The following is a 19,016-nucleotide window of genomic DNA, read 5'->3' on the forward strand; positions in this document are numbered from 1 at the left end:
CCTGAATGCGCGCCTCAGGCGGCGCTTTCAAAAAAATCGCCGTCCTCAATAGCGGCGAGAACCTTGTCCATTGCCGGGCTTAGATGCTTGTCACCGAGCTTTGCCAGTACCTCATCGAGGACCATGCGGAACTGGATGGTCGAACCATCGCTGCCCATGCTCTTGGCACCGATTGCGCCCATAAGCGCGCGGCCCTTCTTGTTCTCCCAGAGCACGTCGGCAATGAGTTCTTCGAAACCGGCCTTGCTGGATTCAGCCGAAAGCAGCGCGATCAGCAGACGTGCAAGCCCCTTGCTGTGCCAAGCATCAAGCAATCCGATCGAGAAATCGCCGCGCTTTTCATCTTGGCTGCTGCGCTGTGCATGGACGGCGCCGATGATCGGCTTGTTTTCCTTGTTCTCATCAATAGCAGCCCAGGCAATATGCTTGGTGCCGTCTACATCCGACAGGCGGCGAACCACATGATCAGGCAAGGTCGCTGCGCCATTAAAGAAGCGGAGATAGCGAGAATGGCTCGATAGCTGACTGATGGCGTGACGCAGAGCATCTTCGTCGCCGGGCACCATTGGACGTAAGCGCACAAGGTCGCCGTCCTTCGTCTCGATCAAGATATCTCGTGCCATTTGCTGCGCCTGCTCACTAAGTTATGCTGCACCTGCGAAATAAGATGTCTGGTAGAACTTTCCAAGGCCTTTATGGCCGCACCTGCCATGCATTTCGTCACAGCAGGTGGACGCTATCGAAACGGCCCTGACTTGACGCGGTTCCCGCGAACGCAATGATCCGCTCTTAAACGTGACCAGTGGGGGTGGCATGGACGGTCCAGTAAAGCTCAGCTTTCTTATCGTTGTCGCGTCCGGTGCATTTGCGATTGCGGTCCTTAGCTTCAGTGGCTCGGTCTAGTCTGCAGCGGACCTAGACGACGCACTCGTCGATGACGGCGCGGACAGCTTCATTTACCGGCAGGACCAGAAGTGGGCGCCCTTCTGCGGCGACGGCAAACCTCTCGGAATAGGCGATTTCTTCAAGGCCTGGCTCACTAGACGCCAGCCTCGCCATGGCGATCGGCATCACATCGTCTGCATCGCGCCAGTAACCGCTTGCCTGCGCCTCCTTTGTGAAGACGCCAAGCCGCACGCGCCCATCAGCCGTGACATCGATTGAGCGGGTCATGAAGATCTCACTTGCCTGCGGATCGCAGCCCATTGTGAAGATCGCCTCTGACTCAGGCGGGCCGAACATGGCTTCACCGCCATTCATGAACCAGTCGCCATCTGTGAGGTCGAGTTCTGAAAGCGCCTCGGCGGGGCGCAAATCGCTCGCGTCGACCAGCTCGACGCGCGCTTCTTCGGTGGCCTCACCCGTATCGGTTTCGCCAGCGGCGGAATCTACAGGACTGGTGTCAGTTCGGGTCGGCTCAGCGGGTTCGGCGCGTTCGGGGCTGCAGGCCGCCATCAAGGACAGCGCGGCCGCAATGATGATGCGCGAGAAGAAGCCTGATTTTGGCACGTTCGGTTTCATTGCGTATCCTTGTCTCTGGACCAGTTATCGTGACGGCTAACGCCCGTCTTCACGTTTTGATCCGCTTTCCCCACATCAGGCCAAGCTTGCGCCTATCGGCTATCTTCATTGCTGGGCCCATCCGGTCGGAAACTTTCTTTTCTGTGGAAGATCGCAGTAACACCGCCACTACACCGTCACTGCACCGCCAATCTCATGGAAATTCGCCAGCCTTCCCACATCGCCAGACCCACCGAGGTCTGCTAGGCAGGGCCGCGATGTCCAGCACCTATACTTATGACGGAAATGAGCCTGTCAGGCTCAATAAATGGATGGCCAGCCTCGGCATCTGCTCGCGCCGTGAGGCAGAAACGCTTATTTCTCAAGGCTCTGTGTCTGTAGACGGCGAGAAGGTCAGCGAACCCGGCCACAAGATAGAGCCCGGCCAGACCATGACGCTCGCTGGCAAGGCGACCAAGGCGCTCGACGACCAGCTCACCATCGTCTTGCACAAGCCTGTCGGCTATGTCTCTGCCCAGCCAGAAGGCGAGCAGGTCCCGGCAATCCGCCTGGCAAGCAAGGACAATCTGCTCGGAAAAGCGCCGAAAATTCCGGGGCGTAACCCAAATTTTGCGCCCTTGGGCCGTCTGGATATGGACTCGCGCGGGCTCTTGCTACTCTCTGAAGATGGCGTGCTTGCCAAGGCCGTGATCGGCCCGTCTTCCGCGCTCGACAAGGAATACCTGGTCACCGTTCAGGGCCAGATCACAGACCAGATCATCGGAAAGCTCCGGCACGGCCTCTCGCTAGATGGTCGACGACTAAAATCCGCCAAGGTCGACCAGCTCGGCCCCGGTCGGCTTCGCTTTGTCTTGCGTGAGGGAAGAAACCGACAGATCCGCCGGATGTGCGAGCTGATCGGCCTTGTTGTTATTGACCTTTTTCGCGCACGTATTGGTCCGCTTGAACTGGACAAATTGCCGGAAGGCAAGTGGCGCGCCCTTACCAGTGAAGAGCGCGCCGCCTTGATCAAGGCTTCGAAGCCTTTGATGGACGCTTCCGGCGGATCCAAGGCCAGAAAAGCTTCAGCCAGATCCAGAGGAAAATCCCGATCAGGACCAGCCAGGGCAGGCCAATCGCGAAAGCGGTGATGACTGCGGCTATGGCCTTGGAGAAGTTATAGAAAAAGTCGTTGATGGCCTCACCAAGCGGGTTCGATTGCGAGCTTGAGAAGGCCGGGACCTTTGTCTCATATCCAACATCCAGCGACGACATGGAGACACGCAGACGCAGCGCGCGAAGCTGGGCTTCGGTCGACTCGATCTCGCCGATCACGCGTGCCAGCTCACGCTCGATCTGCAAAAGGTCACCCAGTGAGCCATCCCGCCGCTCCAGCAGGCCTTCGAGCCGCGTTCTGAGCGTGCGCTGGGCATCAAGGCGGCTACCGGTGTCGATGATGGATCGAGTGAGGTCTTCGGCCCTCGTCGAGCGCGAGGTAATCTCCCCATCAGCGGCGTCAGTCTGGGCTTCGATATTGCCGAGAAATCCTTCAATCCAGTCCGGCGTCGCCCGTATCGAGACGTTGCCAGAGACATAGTCTTCATTCGAATTGTAAGTGTTGGAATTGACCACGATGCAGGTGTTGTTGCCAGCAGACTGGCAGGCTTCGACATGGTCTTGCAGCATCGGCTCGACCGCCCCTTTTGGCAGGCGTAGGCCGAGCGAATGGCTATAGGCGATATATTGCTGCGCGCCGGGTTCGACCTCTGGCGTCTCAGGCGTTGGCGCGGGCTCTGAATAGGCTGCGTCTCCAGCGCCTTTGCCAGCAATGGCATAGTCACTGGCCGCCTCTTCCATCATTGGCGCGGCCTGGGGCCGTTCATACTCGCTACTGCTTTCACCCGAGCCGCCGCAGCCGGCGACAAGGGCCAGCGCGATGAACGCCGGGCTGATTTTCCTGAACATTTGCGTCCCTCCACTGAATGAAAGGACAGTGTGGGGGTCCCCGATCGGCAAAATTAAGGCGGAATCAGGGCCTTGGTCCGAAGGTGGTCTTGCCTGGTTCCTGGCGGCGGCGCGCATGGTGAACGAAATCGACCAGAAGCGGCCGCGTATCGCGCGGGTCGATAATCTCTTCGGCGAAGAAGGCCTCAGCGGTGCGGAACGGATCCTCCATGGCCTTGAACTTCTTGTAGAGACTGGCGAGCAACGCCTCTCTGTCGTCGGTCTCGGACAGTTCTTTCCGGAACGCTGCTTCAATGCCGCCCGCCATTGGCAAGGAGCCCCAGTTTCCGGATGGCCAGCAATAACGCCATTTCGCCTTGGTCGGGTTCATCATCGCAGAGCCTGCAAGCCCATACGCCTTGCGGATGACCACCGCGCAGACCGGTACTGTAGCCTGATAGACCGCCGCCATGGCGCGCACCCCCTTGCGGGTCACGCCAGCCGTCTCGTGGCGCGTACCGACGGCAAAGCCTGCGCAGTCAACGAAATGCACGACCGGCAGATGAAAGGTCGAGCAGAGGTCCATGTGGCGGGTGACTTTCTCGCAGACATCGGCGGTCCACGCCCCGTCAAGGAAGAACGGATTGCCCGCCATGATGCCGACAGGATGACCATCGATGCGGGCGAGCCCGGTCACGATCCCCCGGCCCCACTGGCTGCCGATCTCGAAGAAGCTGCCCTTATCGACAGAAGCTTCGATGATCTTCTGCGGCTTGTAGGGGGTCTTGCCGTCCTCTGGCACAATAGAGATCAGGCTCTCCTCGCGGCGGTCCGGGTCGTCTGTCGGCTCCGTCAACGGTGGCAGTTCATGCACTGAAGATGGCAGGAAAGAGAGGAATTGCTTGGCCGCCTTGAAGGCATCGGCCTCTGTCTCGACGACATCATCGACCGTGCCGTTTTTGGCCTGGATTTCCCAGCCGCCCAGCTCCTCTTTCGAGACATCCTCACCAATCGCAATTGCCACTGGTGGACCGGCCACGAACACCTGTGAGAGCTCTTTTACCATCACTGAATAGTGGCTCGCGCCGACGCGCCCTGCCCCAAGGCCTGCACAAGGCCCGAGCGCGAGCGATACCATCGGGATTTCGCCCATGCCATCGACGATAAGCTCCCAGCTTGGCGTCTCCGGAATATAGGTGCGCGGATCCTTCAAGAACATCTTGATGGAGCCACCGCCGCCCGTGCCATCAATGAGCTGGACCAGCGGCATGCGGTACTCGACCGCCTGTTTCAGCGCGATCACCGTCTTGCCCCGGATCGAGGCATCTGCGGCGCCGCCGCGCACCGTGAAATCGTCGCCAAGCACCATGGCGGGCCGGCCGTCAAGCGTCGCCCGGCCAACCACCGAATTGGACGCCATGAAGCTCTCCAGCTTCTCATCCTTATCATAGGTTGCGACACCGGCGATCTTGCCAATCTCGTGGAAACTCCCCGGATCGACCAGGAAGGACACACGTTCGCGGACAGTAAGCTTGCCCCGGCCGCGTTGCCGCGAAACCGGCTCTTCGCCGCCCATCTTTTCCGCCAGGCGCTCACGCCGGCGAAGCTCTTCTATCGACTTCTCCCAAGACATGGGTACAGCTAGACGATGTGCCCCGGTGTCAGGTCAAGAGCCGATATCGAAAAGGGCGCTCGTGCTGGCTCGAATTTTGCAACCAGATGGTCATGATGATGATGAGATCCTTGCTTCGCAATTCGTTTCTTGCCGCAGCCTCTATGTCTGCTGTCTCATTCATGGCGTGTGCGCAGGATACCAGCACGCAGACCGGCCTTACCGGTCTCAAGTGCAATGCCCTTACAGGAGCGGAACAGGTCCTCTCTGAGAACGACGAGACCTATCTGATCTTTGGTGAGATCCACGGCACGCGCGAAGCCCCGCGCGCATTCGGAGAAATTATCTGTGAAGCGGCGAAACAGGGCCCGATAGTCGTCGGCATTGAGCGTCCCGCCAATCTGACGCGGGCCATGCAGACCTTTGTCGATAGTGATGGCAGCGATGATGCCCGCTTCAACCTGCTTCGGGGATTCTTCGACGGGACCGACTGGGGCCTCTCAAGTCAGGCTTTCCTCGACCTCTTTGTGCGAATGCAGGAGCTGAAAGCCCACGGCGCTGACATTCGCATGATCGGTTTCACCTCAACCCGAATTGTCGGCGAAGGTAGCCAGACGCCGTATGAAAAGGCGCTCGCAGGCGAACTTCAGCGAGCTAGCGCGCGCAACCCCGGCGCCCGCATTCTGGTACTTGTCGGCAATCTTCATGCGCGCCTGGAATCGTACCCCGAACTGGGAGACCGCCCGGGCTTCGACCCAATGGCGATGCATCTGCCGGAGGGCGAAGTGCTGAGCTTTAATATCGCCCATACGGGCGGCACTGCGCATATGTGCGGCGCTGAAGGGTGTGGTCCACTGCCTGTCGATGACAAGTCGCGCCCTTATGAGGACGGCCTGATGCTGACTGACCGGGATTCCCGATACAACGGCATCTGGAATATCGGCCCGGTGACGGCATCCCCGCCGGTTGGAAAACGCTACTAGAAAACTGCTCCTGCACGAGCACTTGGCCTGCACCGGATCAGGCTGCATTGCGACAAGCATGACACATACGTCATTCTTTCGCCTTTGCCTCTTGCCATTGCCGCGCTGGCACTGCTTTATCCCCTCGAGTCCAATTCGAGGAGGCTTTCATGGATCTCGCAACTCTCACTGCAAAAGCGAATGAAGCAGTGTCTGCTGGCGGCGATTTCACCAAAAAGGTGAAGTTCGACTTCGGCGATGCCGGCAAGCTGTTCATCGACGGCGCCAATGGCAATGCCGATAATTCCGATAGCGACGCAGACGCGACTGTGAAGGTCGACTGGGATGACTTCCAGAAGCTCGTTGCTGGTCAGCTCGATCCGACCATGGCCTTCATGCAGGGCAAACTGAAAGTGCTGGGCGACATGTCCGTTGCCATGCAGCTGCAAAGCCTGATGAAAAAGTTCAACTAGGCTTTTCCGGGCAGGCGGGCCGACATGGCTTGCCGCCGTATCGGTTCAAAGGCGCTGTGCGGCTATCAGCTGCCAGCGCCTTTCTTCTTTGCTAGGCAGGCGAATGGACCAGCAAGGCACAAACCGGCGAAGCAGCTTTGTTCTGCTGGATCGAAACCCGCCGCCAGAGGGCGCGGAGCTTGTCTGGTTTGACGGCATGGCAGGACGCAGCCTGCGGGCCTGCCTCGCCCCGTCAACGCAGAGCACGCCGCGCGGGACCGCGATTATCTGTCCCGGGCGTACCGAATTTATCGAGAAGTATTTCGAGACCGCCCGTGACCTGCAGGCCCGCGGTTTTGCCGTCGTCATTTTGGACTGGCCCGGTCAGGGTCTCTCAGACCGCCTGCTGGACGACCCGAAGAAAGGTCATATCGACCGGTTCGAAACCTTCATGAGCGCGCTTCGCAACGGGCTCGATGCTATGCCGTCCGAGCTGCCCCGTCCCTATGTCTGCGTCGCCCACTCCATGGGCGGCGCTATCGCATTGGGGGCAATGACACGCAAGCTGGTGCGGATGGATGCGGCCGCATTCTCCGCGCCGATGTGGGGGCTCCCGGTCAACCTGGCGGTTCGCTATATCATCTGGGCGATGCGCGCCGTCGGGCGCCATGGCGACTATGCGCGAAAGCCTGGCCCGCCTGAAACGTTTGAGAACAATATCGTCACGCATGACCGTGAACGCTGGCAGCTTCAACGCGACCTGATTGCGGCCGCACCCGAACTTCAGGTGGGCTCGATGACCTGGGGATGGCTCGGCGCTTCGCTGGATATTTTGAACGAAACACGCAAACCGGCCCTGCTGCACCGCGTGAATTGCCCCATTTACGTCGCCAGCGCCGGGGATGAGCAACTTGTCGATAACAAGGCGCATGCGAGGGTCGCAAAACATCTTCCGGACTGCACCCATGTAACAATCAAGGGCGCGCGGCATGAGCTTCTCATGGAGCAGGACGTGTATCGGGAACAGTTCTTGGACGGGTTCGACCAGTTGCTCTCCACATCAGGCCTTTAATTCAGGCCTTCGCGTGCCAGATCAATCCTACTGCACTGCGCATCCTGCGCAGCTGCCGGACGGCAGGGGGCCGCGCAATGATCAAGATTCATCACCTCGAAGACAGCCGGTCACAGCGTATCTTGTGGCTACTGGAAGAACTTGGTCTCGACTATGAGGTCATCCGCTATGAGCGTGACCCGCAGACGCGGCTCGCCCCGGACGCTCTGCGCGCGATCCATCCACTCGGCAAGTCACCCATTCTGGAAGAAGGCGGCGTAATCGTCGCCGAAACCGGTGCGATCATCGAATATGTCATCGATACGCATGGCGCAGGGCGTTTGAAACCCGCCGCTGGCACAGCCGAACAGCGCGCCTGGACCTACTGGATGCATTATGCCGAAGGGTCTGCCATGCCACCGCTTCTGATGAAGCTGGTCTTCCAGATGCTGCCGCAGAATGCGAACCCGCTGGTGCGACCTGTGGTCAAGGCGATTACGTCCAAGGCGGAAAATGGCTTTATCGACCCGCGCCTGAAAGAGCATATCGAGTTCTGGGAGAACTCGCTTGCCTCCACGGGTTGGTTTGCCGGCAGCGAATTCACCGCTGCCGACATTATCATGAGTTTTCCGCTTGAGGCCGCAGCCAGCCGAAGTGACGCCGGCCAATATCCGAACATCTCAGGCTTCCTGACCCGCATTCATGATCGCCCTGCCTACAAGCAGGCGCTGGAGCGAGGCGGGCCGTACGCCTACGCTTGAGGCTTATGGGGCCGCATCGAGCGTCTTGTTTGGTTCTGACTGGAGCTGGATGTAGTTCTGGATACCGATACGGTCGACGAGCTCCATCTGGGTTTCCAGATAGTCGATGTGCTCTTCTTCGCTCGCGAGGATCTTGAGGAAGAGATCGCGCGTGACATAGTCGCGGCAGCTCTCAGCGTGCTCCATACCATCGCGCAGGACGGGGCACGCTTCACGCTCAAGCTCGAGATCGCTGGCGAGGATTTCTTCGACCGTCTCGCCGATCTTCAGCTTGCCGAGATCCTGCAGGTTTGGCAGGCCGCCAAGGAAAAGGATGCGCTGGATCAGCCAGTCGGCATGCTCCATTTCCTCGATCGATTCCTTGTACTCATGCTCACCGAGAATGGAGACACCCCAGTCCATGAGCATGCGTGAATGAAGGAAGTACTGGTTGATCGCCGTCAGCTCATTCTTGAGACAGGCGTTCAGGAATTCGATGACTTTCGGGTCGCCCTTCATGGTGCACTCCTGAGGTCGAAGGTTTCTGCTACCGCCCGAAATACCACCGAAAAGCGCCATTTCAAGCGAAAAAGTTGTGTAAAATCAGATGCTTATGATAGTGAGAAGCAATTGCACTGATGCAATGGCCGAAGCGGCTGTTTTAATTCGGGTTTGTCATTGAGAAGCGCGGTAGTCGCGCGAAAATTATTCTGCAGCGGCTTGTAGCGGCTCGACCGCGGTCGCATCGACACGCTCTGAAATCATTTCGCCGATCGTTGTCCGACACTTTCCGCAATTGAAGGCACAACCGTGATGGGCCTGGACCGCTTCGGGGCTGCGTGCACCAGCATCAACCGCGTCGCGGATGCCGGAATCATTAATGCGTCTGCAAATGCAAATGATCATGGTTCTCAATTAGCCAGTTTGAGAATGAATGTCAATCAAAAGAAGTGTTTTCAGTGTCACCGCGTTACCCGGCTGATGGACGCGAAATTTGAAGCAAATTTTAGAAACGGTTTTCGCAGTATTTCCATCGCCTCAACGTAAGGAGGCAAGTCATGTCGGAACGCGTCCTCTCGGATATGGCGCCTGTCAGGGTAAACTACCTGCGGGCAGCTCTGGTCTCGGTCATATCCGTGATCGTGACCTGGGTCATGACAGGCGTCGCCTTCTGGATCGACCCGGCTCCACCAGCTGTTGCCGAGGAGATCCTGCTCTCGACCTGCGTGATCGCCACGCTCGTCCCCACTTTTGTGTCATTTCCGGTCGCCATCGTGTTGCAGCGCGAGCGGCTGAAGCTCGCGCGCGCACTCGCGCAGCTAGAGGATGCGCATGCTGAACTGGCCCGGTCGTCACGTACCGACGCGCTGACCCTGCTTCGTAATCGGGAAGCGTTCCTCTCTGATGTCGACGCTCTCAAAGCAGAGGGCGTTCACGGCTCAATGCTGATGATCGACGTCGACCACTTCAAATCGATCAACGACACCTGGGGTCATGCGACGGGCGACGAGGCTCTGAAGCTCATCTCCAACGCTATTCGCGACGCAGTCAGCGAGGGCGATATCACTGGCCGGCTGGGCGGCGAGGAGTTCGGCGTATTCGTTGCCTCTGACGGGCTGGATGCCGGCCGGCAGGTCGCGGACCGTATCTGCATGAACATTGCGCGCATTGCCTTCTATCCGCGCGGCGGTGTCGCGCGGCGCATTACAGCCAGCGTGGGCCTCGCTGCAGGTGACCTCGCCGATGATACAAGTTTGATGATGTCCCAGGCCGATCGCAGCCTCTATGAAGCCAAGGGATCAGGGCGCAACCAGGTAAAGGTCTACAAGGCCGCTTGACCTGCGCGTCCAAGCTGGCGCCAGCTTGACCGCACGCCCCTGCCCTTCTACCTCCGCCAGAGTTTAACCCCGACTGAGTGGAGACATCATGGGCACGCTTCCAGAGCTTGCAGGCACGGCGAAGGCATGGCCTTTCGAACAGGCACGTGCACTGCTGAAACGGCTCGAGAATATGGAGCGTGCTGGCAAACCCAAACAGGGCCCGGTCACGTTCGAGACCGGCTATGGTCCATCCGGCCTTCCTCATATCGGTACATTCGGTGAAGTCGTGCGCACGACGATGGTCCGCACCGCGTTCGAGACGCTGACCGATGGCAAGTATGAGACGCGCATGATCTGCGTCTCCGACGATATGGACGGCATGCGCAAGGTGCCGCCCACGGTCCCGAACCCGAAAGACCTTGAAGCCTATATGCAGATGCCGCTGACAGCGGTGCCAGACCCGTTTGGCACGCATGAAAGCTATGGTGCGCATATGGGTGCACGCCTCTGCGCCTTCCTCGACAGCTTTGGTTTTGACTATGAGTTCAAGTCGGCAACGACGCTCTACAAGACCGGCGTCTTCGACGAGGCGCTTCTACGCGCCCTCGAAAAGTTCGATGAGATCATGGCTGTCATGCTGCCGACCCTCGGCGCTGAGCGTCAGGCGACCTATTCGCCCTTCCTGCCGATCTCACCTTCGACAGGCAGGGTGCTCTACGTGCCCATGAAGGACACGAATGCCAAGGACGGCACGATTACCTTCGAGGATGAAGACGGCACCGATGTCACCATCCCCGTCACGGGCGGCACGACCAAGCTGCAATGGAAGCCGGACTTCGGCATGCGCTGGGCCGCGCTCGGTGTCGACTTCGAGATGTTCGGCAAGGACCACCAGGACAATGCGCCGATCTATTCAAAGATCTGCAAGATCCTCGGCAGCCAGCCACCACAGCAATATGTCTATGAGCTCTTCCTCGATGAGAAGGGCGAGAAAATTTCCAAAACCAAGGGTAATGGCATCTCCGTCGAAGACTGGCTGGCCTATGCGCCGCAGGAAAGCCTGTCGCTCTTCCAGTTCCAGAAGCCGCGCGTTGCTAAGAAGCTCTATTTCGACGTCATCCCGAAGGCGGTTGATGAGTATCTGACTTTCCTGTCGAAATACCCGGACGAAGAGCCCGCGCGCCAGATCGAGAACCCTGTCTGGCACATCCATTCCGGCAATCCACCAGAAGGCGATACGCCTTTGTCCTTCGCGCTTCTGCTCAATCTCGTCAGCGCTGCCAACACAGAGACCAAAGAACAGCTCTGGGATTTCGTCTCGCGCTATGCGCCGGAAGCGAGCCCTGAGAGCCACCCTTTCCTCGACAAGCTCGCAGGCTATGCGATCCGCTATTATGAGGACTTCGTGAAGCCGACGAAGGTCTACCGTGCGCCTGACGAGAAAGAGCGCGCGGCGATGGAAGACCTAGCAAACCGCCTGTCATCCCTTGAGGGTGAAGCCGATGCCGAGACGCTACAGAACCTGACCTTCGAAATCGGCAAGACGCACGAGTTCGAGAACCTGCGCGACTGGTTCAAGGCGCTTTACGAAGTGCTGCTTGGCCAGAGCCAAGGCCCGCGCTTTGGCGGCTTTGCGGCACTCTATGGCGTCCACGAGACGGCCCGCCTGATCAAGGGCACGCTGGCGCGCGACATAGAATCGGCTTGAGGCTGAGCGCATGAAAGCGCTCTTCCTTGCCCCGCTCGCTCTTTTTGCCGTGTCCGGCTGTCTGGCCGCCAGTGTCGCCGGTGCCACGGTTGGCGCGATTGGCTCTGGCGTCGAGCTGGCTGGAAAGACGGTCTATTATACCGGCAAGGGCGCTGTCGGGCTCGTCTCTGGCGGTAATGGCGTGCCTGTCACAGTTGCCGACGATATCGGCGACATTGAGCGCGGGCGTCTGAAACTGACGATCCGGTTCAGAGATCGCGGTGACATGTATGTCAGTGACCGGATCATCCCAGCGCGCGCCCTTGAGGATGAACTGGATACGCTGTCCGAGCGGGATGACGTTGTCGACGTCTATGTCGACCGCCCCTGACCATTGCCCGGTTAACCAAAAAATCCTGCCTATCTCCAAGGCCTGCCTTAAGACCTTCCTGCCAACTTCCTTGCGGGCAATGAGGGGGAGAGCGCATGAGGGCACTGATCGCGTCGGCATTGATTGGCGCAGGACTGACGTCCGGCTGCACTGTGGCCAAGGTGACAGGCGAGGCAGCCGCCCTGCCCTTCAAGGGCGCCTATCACGGGACGCGCGCGGCCGGCACAGGCCTCTACTATACGGGACGCGGCGCCTACGCCGTCGGTAAAGGCGCATACCACATCGGGAAGTTTCCCATCGAAGTCGCCGACGATGTTCTCGATACATCGGCGCGCGTGCTGACGCTTACCGTGATCACTCTGAACGCAGCCGGACAGGTCAGCGCCATCAGCAAGGATATCGCGGCTGCCTCCCTCTACGCCGAGTTAGCGGCGCTGGAGAGCAGCGCAAGCGTGATGGAAGTGATCGTGAGCGTCGCGAGTTGATGCAATGAAAAAGGCCGCCTCCGTCTGCCGGAAGCGGCCTTTTCGCAACGGTTTGGTTAGTCCGGCTTACTCAGCCGCAATCAGCGTCTTCTTCTGTTTCGGCATGCCGCCTTCCGGCCAGTTCTGCATCAGTTCAGCCTCATGGCCTTTGGCCGCTTCGACGGACGCTTCCTTGACGTGGCCATAGCCGCGGATCTCGTCCGGGATGGAGGCAATCGCGATGGCAAGCTCATGGTTCTTTCTGGTCAGCCTGCCTGACATTTCGGCGACGCGCTCAAGATAGGTATCGCGGAGGCCCCGCTCCATCTTGCGCTCTTCGGTATAGCCGAACGGGTCGAACGCGGTGCCACGAAGACCCTTGAAGCGGCGCATCATGCTGAAGACAGTCTTCATCCATGGGCCGAACGGCTTCTTCTTGAGATGACCGTTTGAGTCCTTTTTGGCGATAAGAGACGGTGCCATCAAATAGCTGATCTTGCCACCGTGGAACGTCTCGCGGAGCTTCTTCTCGAAGGAGCCATCGGTATAGAGACGCGCGACTTCATACTCATCCTTGTAGGCCATGAGCTTGAAGGCGAACTTCGCAACAGCCGTGGTGAAGCCTTCACCAAGACCTGCCGCTTCTTCATTCTTGCGGACCTTTGCGACGAGGTCGCGATACTTCTGCGCATAGGCTTCATTCTGATAAGCCGTGAGGCGTTCGGCACGGTTCTCGATGATCTCATCCAGCGTCATGGGGGCGACGTCGCCGCGTGGGTCCGAGGTCTGCTCAAGGCGGTCCGGGTCGACAGCTGCAATCCGTCCTACATCGAAGGCCTTCATGTTCTCTTCGATCTTCACGCCGTTAAGCTTGATCGCGCGGTAGAGGCCGCGAAGGGAGACGGGCACGAGGCCTTTCTGCCAGGCGTAACCAACCATGATCATGTTCGTATAGATCGCATCGTTGAGATAGCCGAGCGCAAGCGATTCCGCGTCGATCGAGCCAAAATCCTTGGCCTGACGCTTCACGCGGGCTGCGAGAAGCTGGCTTTCAAACGTCTTGGAACGGTCGCGAATAAACTCGCTGGTTGGCGTTACGTCGGCGTTTGCCGTGACGTGCGTGCGGCTGACATCCATGAGCGAGATGGCATCACCGCCAGCGGCCACGACAAGGTCACAGCCGATGATGGCATCACAGGAAGCAGGGGGCACCCGGCCGGTGGAGATCATCTCTGGCTCTTTGGCAAAGCGCAGGTGCGAGAGCACTGGCCCGCCTTTCTGGGCAAGACCGGTCATGTCCAGCGATGAGGCCGCATTGCCGTCCACATGGGCGGCCATGGCAAGCACAGCAGCGACCGTCGTGACGCCTGTCCCGCCAACGCCGGTAAACAGGACGTTCCACGGCTGGGCGACTGGCGGCAGGTCCGGCAGTGGCAGGTTGGAAGCATCGACTTCAAGAACCGGCGCATCGTCGGCCGCGAAATGTGCGTCCTTGACGGTCACAAAGCTCGGGCAGAATCCGCGCAGACAAGACAGGTCCGTATTGCAGGTCGACTGATTGATACGGCGTTTGCGGCCAAGTTCAGTCTCGACCGGCTCGACAGAGAGACAGTTCGACTTGATAGAGCAGTCGCCGCAGCCTTCGCAGACTTCCTGGTTGATCATTACGCGGACGCGGTCTGGCGCACGCAGGCCGCGCTTGGAGCGGCGGCGCTTCTCGGTGGCACAGACCTGATCATAGATCATGACGGAAACGCCCTTGGTGTCGCGCAGCATTTTCTGCACGTCATCAAGTTCTTCACGGTCATAGATACGGACTGCACGCGGCAGCCCTTTTACGCCAGCATAGCGGGTCGGGTCTTCGGTCACGATAACGATCTTCGTGACGCCCTCGGCTTCGACTTGCTGAGCGATGTTGACCGGGGTCTGGCCGGACTCGACCGTCTGGCCGCCGGTCATGGCAACCGCGTCATTGTACAGGATCTTATAGGTCATGTTCGCGCCGGAGGTCACAGCAGCGCGAATGGCGAGCGAACCTGAGTGCGAATAGGTGCCGTCACCGAGGTTGACGAACATGTGGTCTTCATCGGTCGCGAAATACTGGCCGATCCAGGCGACGCCTTCGCCACCCATCTGGCTGGTCATGTCGGTCTTACGGTCCGGCATGAAGTTCGCCATGTAGTGGCAGCCGATGCCTGCAAGCGCACGGGAGCCTTCCGGCACGGTGGTCGAGGTGTTGTGCGGACAGCCCGAACAATAGTGGGGCGTGCGAACGGTCGGCGACGCATTGGATTGTGCGGCCTGACCAGCGGCGCCAACACGCTGGAAGTAGCGGTCTGCGGCGCTCTTGTCCCAATCGCCCGGCACGGCCCCGACAAGGGCGTGCGCCATTTCAGGCACCGGAATAGACGAAACCTGACTAAGCAGCGGCTTGCCGAAACGGTCCTGCTTGCCCTCAATGAAAGGACGCTCATTGTCCGGCAGGCTGTATAGAACGGAGCGGAGCTGCTCCTCAATCAATGGGCGCTTGTGCTCGATCACCAAAACGCGCTCGAGGCCCTTACAGAATTCGCGAATGCGGGTCGGCTCTAGCGGCCAGGGCATGGCAACCTTGAAGACGCTGATACCGAGTTGGCCTGCCTGGTCCGGCGTAATGCCGATAGCAGCAAGCGCCTCGAAAATGTCGCGGGCGGCCTGACCAGTCGTGATAATGCCGACTCGCGGCTTCGGCGATGGAACGAGGACATGGTCAAGCTGGTTTGCGCGAACCCAGGCCTGGGCGGCTGGCAGCTTCACCTCGCGAAGGCGGCGCTCTTTCTCGATCGGATTGTCGCCGCGGCGCATGTGGACGCCGCTTTCGGGGAATTCGAAGTCCGGCTTGATGAGGTTGAGGCGGTTCAGCGTGACATCGACAACGGCGCCGGAATCCATCGTATCGGCCAGCGCGATCAGTGAGGACCAAGCACCGGAAAAGCGGCTCATCGCCCAGCCATGGATGCCGTAATCGAGAACATCCTGGATGGAGGCCGGGTTCAGGACCGGGATTTCAGCATCGCGCATCGCGTATTCAGATTGCGACGGAAGGGTCGAGGATTTGCAAGTGTGGTCATCGCCGCAAATGGCCAGAACGCCGCCAAGGCGTGAACTGCCTGCAGCATTCGCATGCTTGAACGTGTCGCCCGTGCGATCAACGCCGGGGGCCTTGCCGTACCATATGCCAAAGAGGCCGTCGCGCTTTGCGCCCGGAAAGAGACCCAGTTGCTGTGAGCCCCAGACTGCGGTTGCACCAAGATCTTCGTTGAGTCCTTCCCAGAACTCGATCTCATGCTTGTCGAGCCACTTGCCAGCAGCACGAAGCTGCTGGTCGTATCCGCCGAGCGGTGAGCCGCGATAGCCGGAGATGAAACCGGCTGTATTGTACCCGGCTTCGAGGTCGAGACGCTTCTGATCGAGCGGCAGGCGCACCAGCGCCTGGATGCCCGTCATGTAGGCATTGCCCTCGACAAGATCGTATTTATCGTTCAGCGTGACTTCGCGATGTTCCAAGGAACGGCTCCCATATATTTTTGAAGCTATATTATTTTCATTTTTTCCCGAAAATGCTTGCCCATATTGCCGCATATAGCGTAAGAACAGGCATGTTGTTCCACTTTGAAGCGCGCATAGGGAGAAAAATTGCCCCAATCACTTGACGCCATCGACGCGAAGATTCTGGACCTTATCCAGAAAGATGCCGCCCTATCCGTTGCCGAGATTGCAGACCGGGTGGGTCTATCGTCTTCACCTTGCTGGCGCCGGATCAAGCGCATGGAAGAAGCCGGCATCATCCGGGGCCGCGTGACCCTGCTTGAGCGTGACGCGCTGGGTCTGGGCTTCGAAGTGGTGGCAAGCGTGAAGCTGGCTCTGCCCAGCAAGGAAAACCTCGCCAAGTTCGAAGCACTCGTCCTGAAATGGGCCGAGGTCCTTGAATGCATGACCGTAACTGGCGCCGTCGATTATGTGATCCGCATTACGACCACTGACATGCACGCCTACGATACTTTCCTGCGCGAGAAACTGCTCGGTTCAGGCCTCGTTTCGGACGTTCAGTCCCGTATCGTGATCAACATAGCCAAGCGCACCACGGCGCTGCCACTTGGCCTCGTCAGCGATTACGTGCCGGCAAGCTGATGGCGGGGCGGTCATTGCCCTTTCAATTCGTGAAGGCCGCGGCCCTCTCTGCCGCCTTTTCTCTTTTTGCAAGCCCTGTCCTTGCCGCGCCCGTCGCTCCGGCATGGCTGGACGAACAGGTTGAGCAAATCCACGAAGAATATGGCCTCATCGCCCTGGGCGCAGGCGTCCTGAAAGTCGGCGGCGAGCCTGTTGTCGCTGCGGCGGGCACGGAGAGTTCAAACTCAAATACTCCAGTCGCGAAAGGTGCTTCGTGGCATATCGGCTCGAATACAAAGGCGCTGACGGCACTTCTCTATGGGCGGCTTGTCGAACAGGGTGTGGCCGAGTGGGGCACGTCCGTGGCGTCTCTATTCGACGATGAGGTGAACTCGATTGACCCGGCGTGGGACGAGGTGACGATCGAAGACCTGTTCGCCCACCGGTCGGGCGCAGGACAGATTGGCCCAGTCTGGCTGCTCTCACGCGCGAGCGACGAAAGCCCCCTGACGGAGCAGCGTCTTGCAACAGTGCGCGCAAGGCTGGCCGAACGCCCGCCCGGGGAAACCGGCGCCTTTGAGTACAGCAACCTCAATTACATCATTGCGGGGTCCGCCATTGAAGTGATCACGGGTCTGCGTTGGGAAGAGGCGATCCGCGAGCACATCTTCGAAACCGAAGGTGGCGACTGGGCGGACGGTTGGGGCTTCGGCGCTCCGCAATCTGGCCCAATCGGGCATAACACCGTGTTCGGCTTCAAGGTCGCCGCAGGGCGCGGCAGCGGCGCCGACAACCCGCCAGCGCTTGGACCTGCAGGTACAGCGCATGCGCCGATAAAGAGCCACCTCCGCCTTCTCGCTCAGTTTGTCGATGAACGCAGCACAATCATGACCGAAGCGACCCGGCAAAAACTTCTGGCACCCTGGCCGGACCAGCAAGCTGACTACGCCATGGGGTGGGGTGTCGGCACCCGAGAGGGGCTCGGCGGCATCTATGCCCACCGCGGCTCAAACACTATGTGGCTGTCGCATGTTGAGCTGGTACCGCAGGAAGACACGGTCCTGATCGTGAATACAAACCTGTATACGGACACCTCGATTGAGGCCGTTGGCGCGCTCGTATCCGCCATTGAAGCCCAATTGGCCGCCTCCGCCGATTGATCAGTCTGGCGGCTCGATCACCTGCGTGACGTGGCCATTTGAGCGATTAAGCCGTTTCGCCTCACCACCGGGCCAGACCTGCAGTCGCGTTTCCATCAGGGGTGTATCTGTTTTGCCGCCAAACAGGGCTTCGGACTCATAGGAAAGCCAGGCCAGTGGCGCCTCGGCTGTGGCGTGCCCGCCGTGAGCCGCCATCATGCTCATGATCTGCCCGATCACCTCGCGGGGCGGATAGATCAGGAAAACGGAATGAAAGACGACGGTCAGGCCTTTCGCCGGACGGGACTTCAGCTTTTGCGCAAGCCAGTCGGCTGCGTCCGCCTTTTCCACCGAAATGCCAGTCTCCTGCGCAAGACGCACCGCCTCATCAAGACGCGACAGGCGCTCTTCCTGATCAGGCCAAGTATAGCATTTGAGGCGCATTACCTGGTCGGGGTCGTTGAGATCGAAAGGGGAAAGGTCACAGGCGGCGCGACTCTCGACGTGCGGCTGGGCATCAAGATCGTCTGGCGGCGCAAGCTGCCAGTCGGTCGTGATCGTGACGCCGCTTTCGGGCCGCTGCAGGCGCTGCCAGTTGGCGGTCGAGTAGCTGTAGCGGTCCCAGTTCTGGTTGAGGCCCGCGCTCGCGCCAAGCTCAAGCAGGTGCATCGGCATGTCGAAGCGGTGCGCAAGCTCGAGAAAGCCCGGCAGGAGCGCGATGCAGCGCCGGGTCTCATTGGTCTGCGGTGGGCTTTCGAGAAAGGCCATGACCCAATCACGGTTTGACGACAGCCAGTCTCGGGCGACAGGCCAGACGCTGCTCATTTTCCAGCCAGGATCGGACGCTGGATAGGTATGCTGAAGCTCCGGTGCGCGTCCGGTCAGGACTGCGTGATGGAGGCAGCCGGCCAGTCGGAGCGCGAGTGCATCCTTTCGAGGATTGGTCGGCCAATCAGCAACAAGGCCGGCGACGATACCGCCGGCCTCGAAATTATCCGCAAAGGCGAGACAAAGCTCTGCCATGAATGGCGAGCCCAATGTCCGGCACCATTCCGCCTGTTCTCGGAAATGGGCCGGAATGATTGTCTCGCCAAGCAAGCCTTGC

At 59.5% G+C, this 19,016-nt stretch carries 18 protein-coding genes and 1 pseudogene; 11 read left to right on the forward strand and 8 right to left on the reverse strand.

Translation table 11 applies throughout. The features are described from left to right. Positions 1-14: 14 nt before the first annotated feature. Both D1224_RS04615 and D1224_RS04620 read right to left on the reverse strand, forming a co-directional pair. A complete protein-coding gene (locus tag D1224_RS04615; RefSeq protein WP_119378740.1) occupies positions 15-623 on the reverse strand; it encodes a GNAT family N-acetyltransferase in 609 nt (202 codons plus the stop codon). A 292-nt stretch (positions 624-915) separates the two neighbouring features. Beyond that, complete coding sequence (locus D1224_RS04620; RefSeq protein WP_147372326.1) at positions 916-1,521, reverse strand: hypothetical protein; 606 nt, start codon at positions 1,519-1,521, stop codon at positions 916-918. A gap of 257 nt (positions 1,522-1,778) precedes the next feature. Between D1224_RS04620 and D1224_RS04625 the strand changes: the two genes are divergently transcribed. Continuing rightward, positions 1,779-2,651, forward strand: a complete 873-nt coding sequence (locus tag D1224_RS04625; protein ID WP_119378742.1) for a pseudouridine synthase — start codon at positions 1,779-1,781, stop codon at positions 2,649-2,651. On the opposite strand, the pseudogene D1224_RS16575 reads toward D1224_RS04625, so the two are convergent. Both D1224_RS16575 and D1224_RS04635 read right to left on the reverse strand, forming a co-directional pair. Continuing rightward, positions 2,650-3,582, reverse strand: a pseudogene (locus tag D1224_RS16575) (DUF4349 domain-containing protein); the annotation flags it as partial. The gene D1224_RS04625 and the pseudogene D1224_RS16575 overlap by 2 nt on opposite strands. Then, the gene (locus tag D1224_RS04635) at positions 3,530-5,077 is read right to left on the reverse strand and encodes an acyl-CoA carboxylase subunit beta (RefSeq protein WP_119378744.1); all 1,548 of its coding nucleotides are present in this window, start codon (positions 5,075-5,077) and stop codon (positions 3,530-3,532) included. The pseudogene D1224_RS16575 and the gene D1224_RS04635, both read right to left, overlap by 53 nt. 143 nt (positions 5,078-5,220) lie before the next feature. Here D1224_RS04635 and D1224_RS04640 point away from each other — a divergent pair, with 143 nt between their 5' ends. The 4 genes from D1224_RS04640 to D1224_RS04655 all read left to right on the forward strand — a co-directional run bounded on the left by D1224_RS04640 (position 5,221) and on the right by D1224_RS04655 (position 8,282). Continuing rightward, positions 5,221-6,039, forward strand: a complete 819-nt coding sequence (locus D1224_RS04640) for a hypothetical protein (protein WP_147372327.1) — start codon at positions 5,221-5,223, stop codon at positions 6,037-6,039. 149 nt (positions 6,040-6,188) lie between these two features. Next, complete coding sequence (locus D1224_RS04645) at positions 6,189-6,491, forward strand: SCP2 sterol-binding domain-containing protein (protein WP_119378746.1); 303 nt, start codon at positions 6,189-6,191, stop codon at positions 6,489-6,491. 103 nt (positions 6,492-6,594) lie between these two features. Continuing rightward, complete coding sequence (locus tag D1224_RS04650) at positions 6,595-7,542, forward strand: alpha/beta fold hydrolase (protein ID WP_119378747.1); 948 nt, start codon at positions 6,595-6,597, stop codon at positions 7,540-7,542. A gap of 77 nt (positions 7,543-7,619) precedes the next feature. After that, positions 7,620-8,282 carry a glutathione S-transferase gene (locus tag D1224_RS04655; protein WP_119378748.1) on the forward strand — a complete coding sequence of 221 codons (663 nt, stop codon included), beginning with the start codon at positions 7,620-7,622 and terminating at the stop codon, positions 8,280-8,282. 3 nt (positions 8,283-8,285) lie between these two features. Here the strand turns inward: D1224_RS04655 and bfr are convergent, their stop codons facing one another. After that, positions 8,286-8,780 carry a bacterioferritin gene (gene bfr / locus D1224_RS04660; protein WP_119378749.1) on the reverse strand — a complete coding sequence of 165 codons (495 nt, stop codon included), beginning with the start codon at positions 8,778-8,780 and terminating at the stop codon, positions 8,286-8,288. A 186-nt stretch (positions 8,781-8,966) separates the two neighbouring features. Beyond that, positions 8,967-9,167, reverse strand: a complete 201-nt coding sequence (locus D1224_RS04665) for a (2Fe-2S)-binding protein (RefSeq protein ID WP_119378750.1) — start codon at positions 9,165-9,167, stop codon at positions 8,967-8,969. Between the two features lie 152 nt (positions 9,168-9,319). Here D1224_RS04665 and D1224_RS04670 point away from each other — a divergent pair, with 152 nt between their 5' ends. The 4 genes from D1224_RS04670 (at position 9,320) to D1224_RS04685 (ending at position 12,644) form a co-directional block, all read left to right on the forward strand. Continuing rightward, a complete protein-coding gene (locus D1224_RS04670) occupies positions 9,320-10,099 on the forward strand; it encodes a GGDEF domain-containing protein (protein ID WP_119378751.1) in 780 nt (259 codons plus the stop codon). Between the two features lie 88 nt (positions 10,100-10,187). Then, the gene (locus D1224_RS04675; protein ID WP_119378752.1) at positions 10,188-11,789 is read left to right on the forward strand and encodes a lysine--tRNA ligase; all 1,602 of its coding nucleotides are present in this window, start codon (positions 10,188-10,190) and stop codon (positions 11,787-11,789) included. A gap of 10 nt (positions 11,790-11,799) precedes the next feature. Next, entirely contained in the window at positions 11,800-12,159 is a 360-nt protein-coding gene (locus D1224_RS04680) for a hypothetical protein (RefSeq protein WP_119378753.1), read from the forward strand. A gap of 95 nt (positions 12,160-12,254) precedes the next feature. Further along, entirely contained in the window at positions 12,255-12,644 is a 390-nt protein-coding gene (locus D1224_RS04685; RefSeq protein ID WP_119378754.1) for a hypothetical protein, read from the forward strand. 66 nt (positions 12,645-12,710) lie between these two features. Here D1224_RS04685 and D1224_RS04690 read toward each other — a convergent pair whose 3' ends face one another. Then, on the reverse strand, positions 12,711-16,169 hold the full coding sequence (locus D1224_RS04690) for an indolepyruvate ferredoxin oxidoreductase family protein (protein WP_119378755.1): 3,459 nt from the start codon (positions 16,167-16,169) through the stop codon (positions 12,711-12,713). Between the two features lie 129 nt (positions 16,170-16,298). Between D1224_RS04690 and D1224_RS04695 the strand changes: the two genes are divergently transcribed. Next, positions 16,299-16,793, forward strand: coding sequence for an Lrp/AsnC family transcriptional regulator (locus D1224_RS04695; protein ID WP_119378756.1), 495 nt, complete (start codon positions 16,299-16,301; stop codon positions 16,791-16,793). A gap of 29 nt (positions 16,794-16,822) precedes the next feature. Continuing rightward, a complete protein-coding gene (locus D1224_RS04700) occupies positions 16,823-17,932 on the forward strand; it encodes a serine hydrolase domain-containing protein (protein WP_182482167.1) in 1,110 nt (369 codons plus the stop codon). Here the strand turns inward: D1224_RS04700 and D1224_RS04705 are convergent, their stop codons facing one another. Continuing rightward, positions 17,933-19,009 (reverse strand): DUF2332 domain-containing protein, encoded by a 1,077-nt coding sequence (locus D1224_RS04705; protein WP_119378758.1) that lies wholly within the window; start codon positions 19,007-19,009, stop codon positions 17,933-17,935. Positions 19,010-19,016 lie beyond the last annotated feature (7 nt).

Source organism: Henriciella barbarensis (genome assembly GCF_003576345.1).
Taxonomy (GTDB): Bacteria; Pseudomonadota; Alphaproteobacteria; order Caulobacterales; family Hyphomonadaceae; genus Henriciella; species Henriciella barbarensis.

Bases quoted from the DNA above. Each gene is read 5' to 3' on its own strand.
- D1224_RS04615 (WP_119378740.1), bottom strand. From the start codon at position 623: ATGGCACGAGATATCTTGATCGAGACGAAGGACGGCGACCTTGTGCGC.
- D1224_RS04620 (WP_147372326.1), bottom strand. From the start codon at position 1,521: ATGAAACCGAACGTGCCAAAATCAGGCTTCTTCTCGCGCATCATCATT.
- D1224_RS04625 (WP_119378742.1), top strand. From the start codon at position 1,779: ATGTCCAGCACCTATACTTATGACGGAAATGAGCCTGTCAGGCTCAAT.
- D1224_RS04635 (WP_119378744.1), bottom strand. From the start codon at position 5,077: ATGTCTTGGGAGAAGTCGATAGAAGAGCTTCGCCGGCGTGAGCGCCTG.
- D1224_RS04640 (WP_147372327.1), top strand. From the start codon at position 5,221: ATGTCTGCTGTCTCATTCATGGCGTGTGCGCAGGATACCAGCACGCAG.
- D1224_RS04645 (WP_119378746.1), top strand. From the start codon at position 6,189: ATGGATCTCGCAACTCTCACTGCAAAAGCGAATGAAGCAGTGTCTGCT.
- D1224_RS04650 (WP_119378747.1), top strand. From the start codon at position 6,595: ATGGACCAGCAAGGCACAAACCGGCGAAGCAGCTTTGTTCTGCTGGAT.
- D1224_RS04655 (WP_119378748.1), top strand. From the start codon at position 7,620: ATGATCAAGATTCATCACCTCGAAGACAGCCGGTCACAGCGTATCTTG.
- bfr (WP_119378749.1), bottom strand. From the start codon at position 8,780: ATGAAGGGCGACCCGAAAGTCATCGAATTCCTGAACGCCTGTCTCAAG.
- D1224_RS04665 (WP_119378750.1), bottom strand. From the start codon at position 9,167: ATGATCATTTGCATTTGCAGACGCATTAATGATTCCGGCATCCGCGAC.
- D1224_RS04670 (WP_119378751.1), top strand. From the start codon at position 9,320: ATGTCGGAACGCGTCCTCTCGGATATGGCGCCTGTCAGGGTAAACTAC.
- D1224_RS04675 (WP_119378752.1), top strand. From the start codon at position 10,188: ATGGGCACGCTTCCAGAGCTTGCAGGCACGGCGAAGGCATGGCCTTTC.
- D1224_RS04680 (WP_119378753.1), top strand. From the start codon at position 11,800: ATGAAAGCGCTCTTCCTTGCCCCGCTCGCTCTTTTTGCCGTGTCCGGC.
- D1224_RS04685 (WP_119378754.1), top strand. From the start codon at position 12,255: ATGAGGGCACTGATCGCGTCGGCATTGATTGGCGCAGGACTGACGTCC.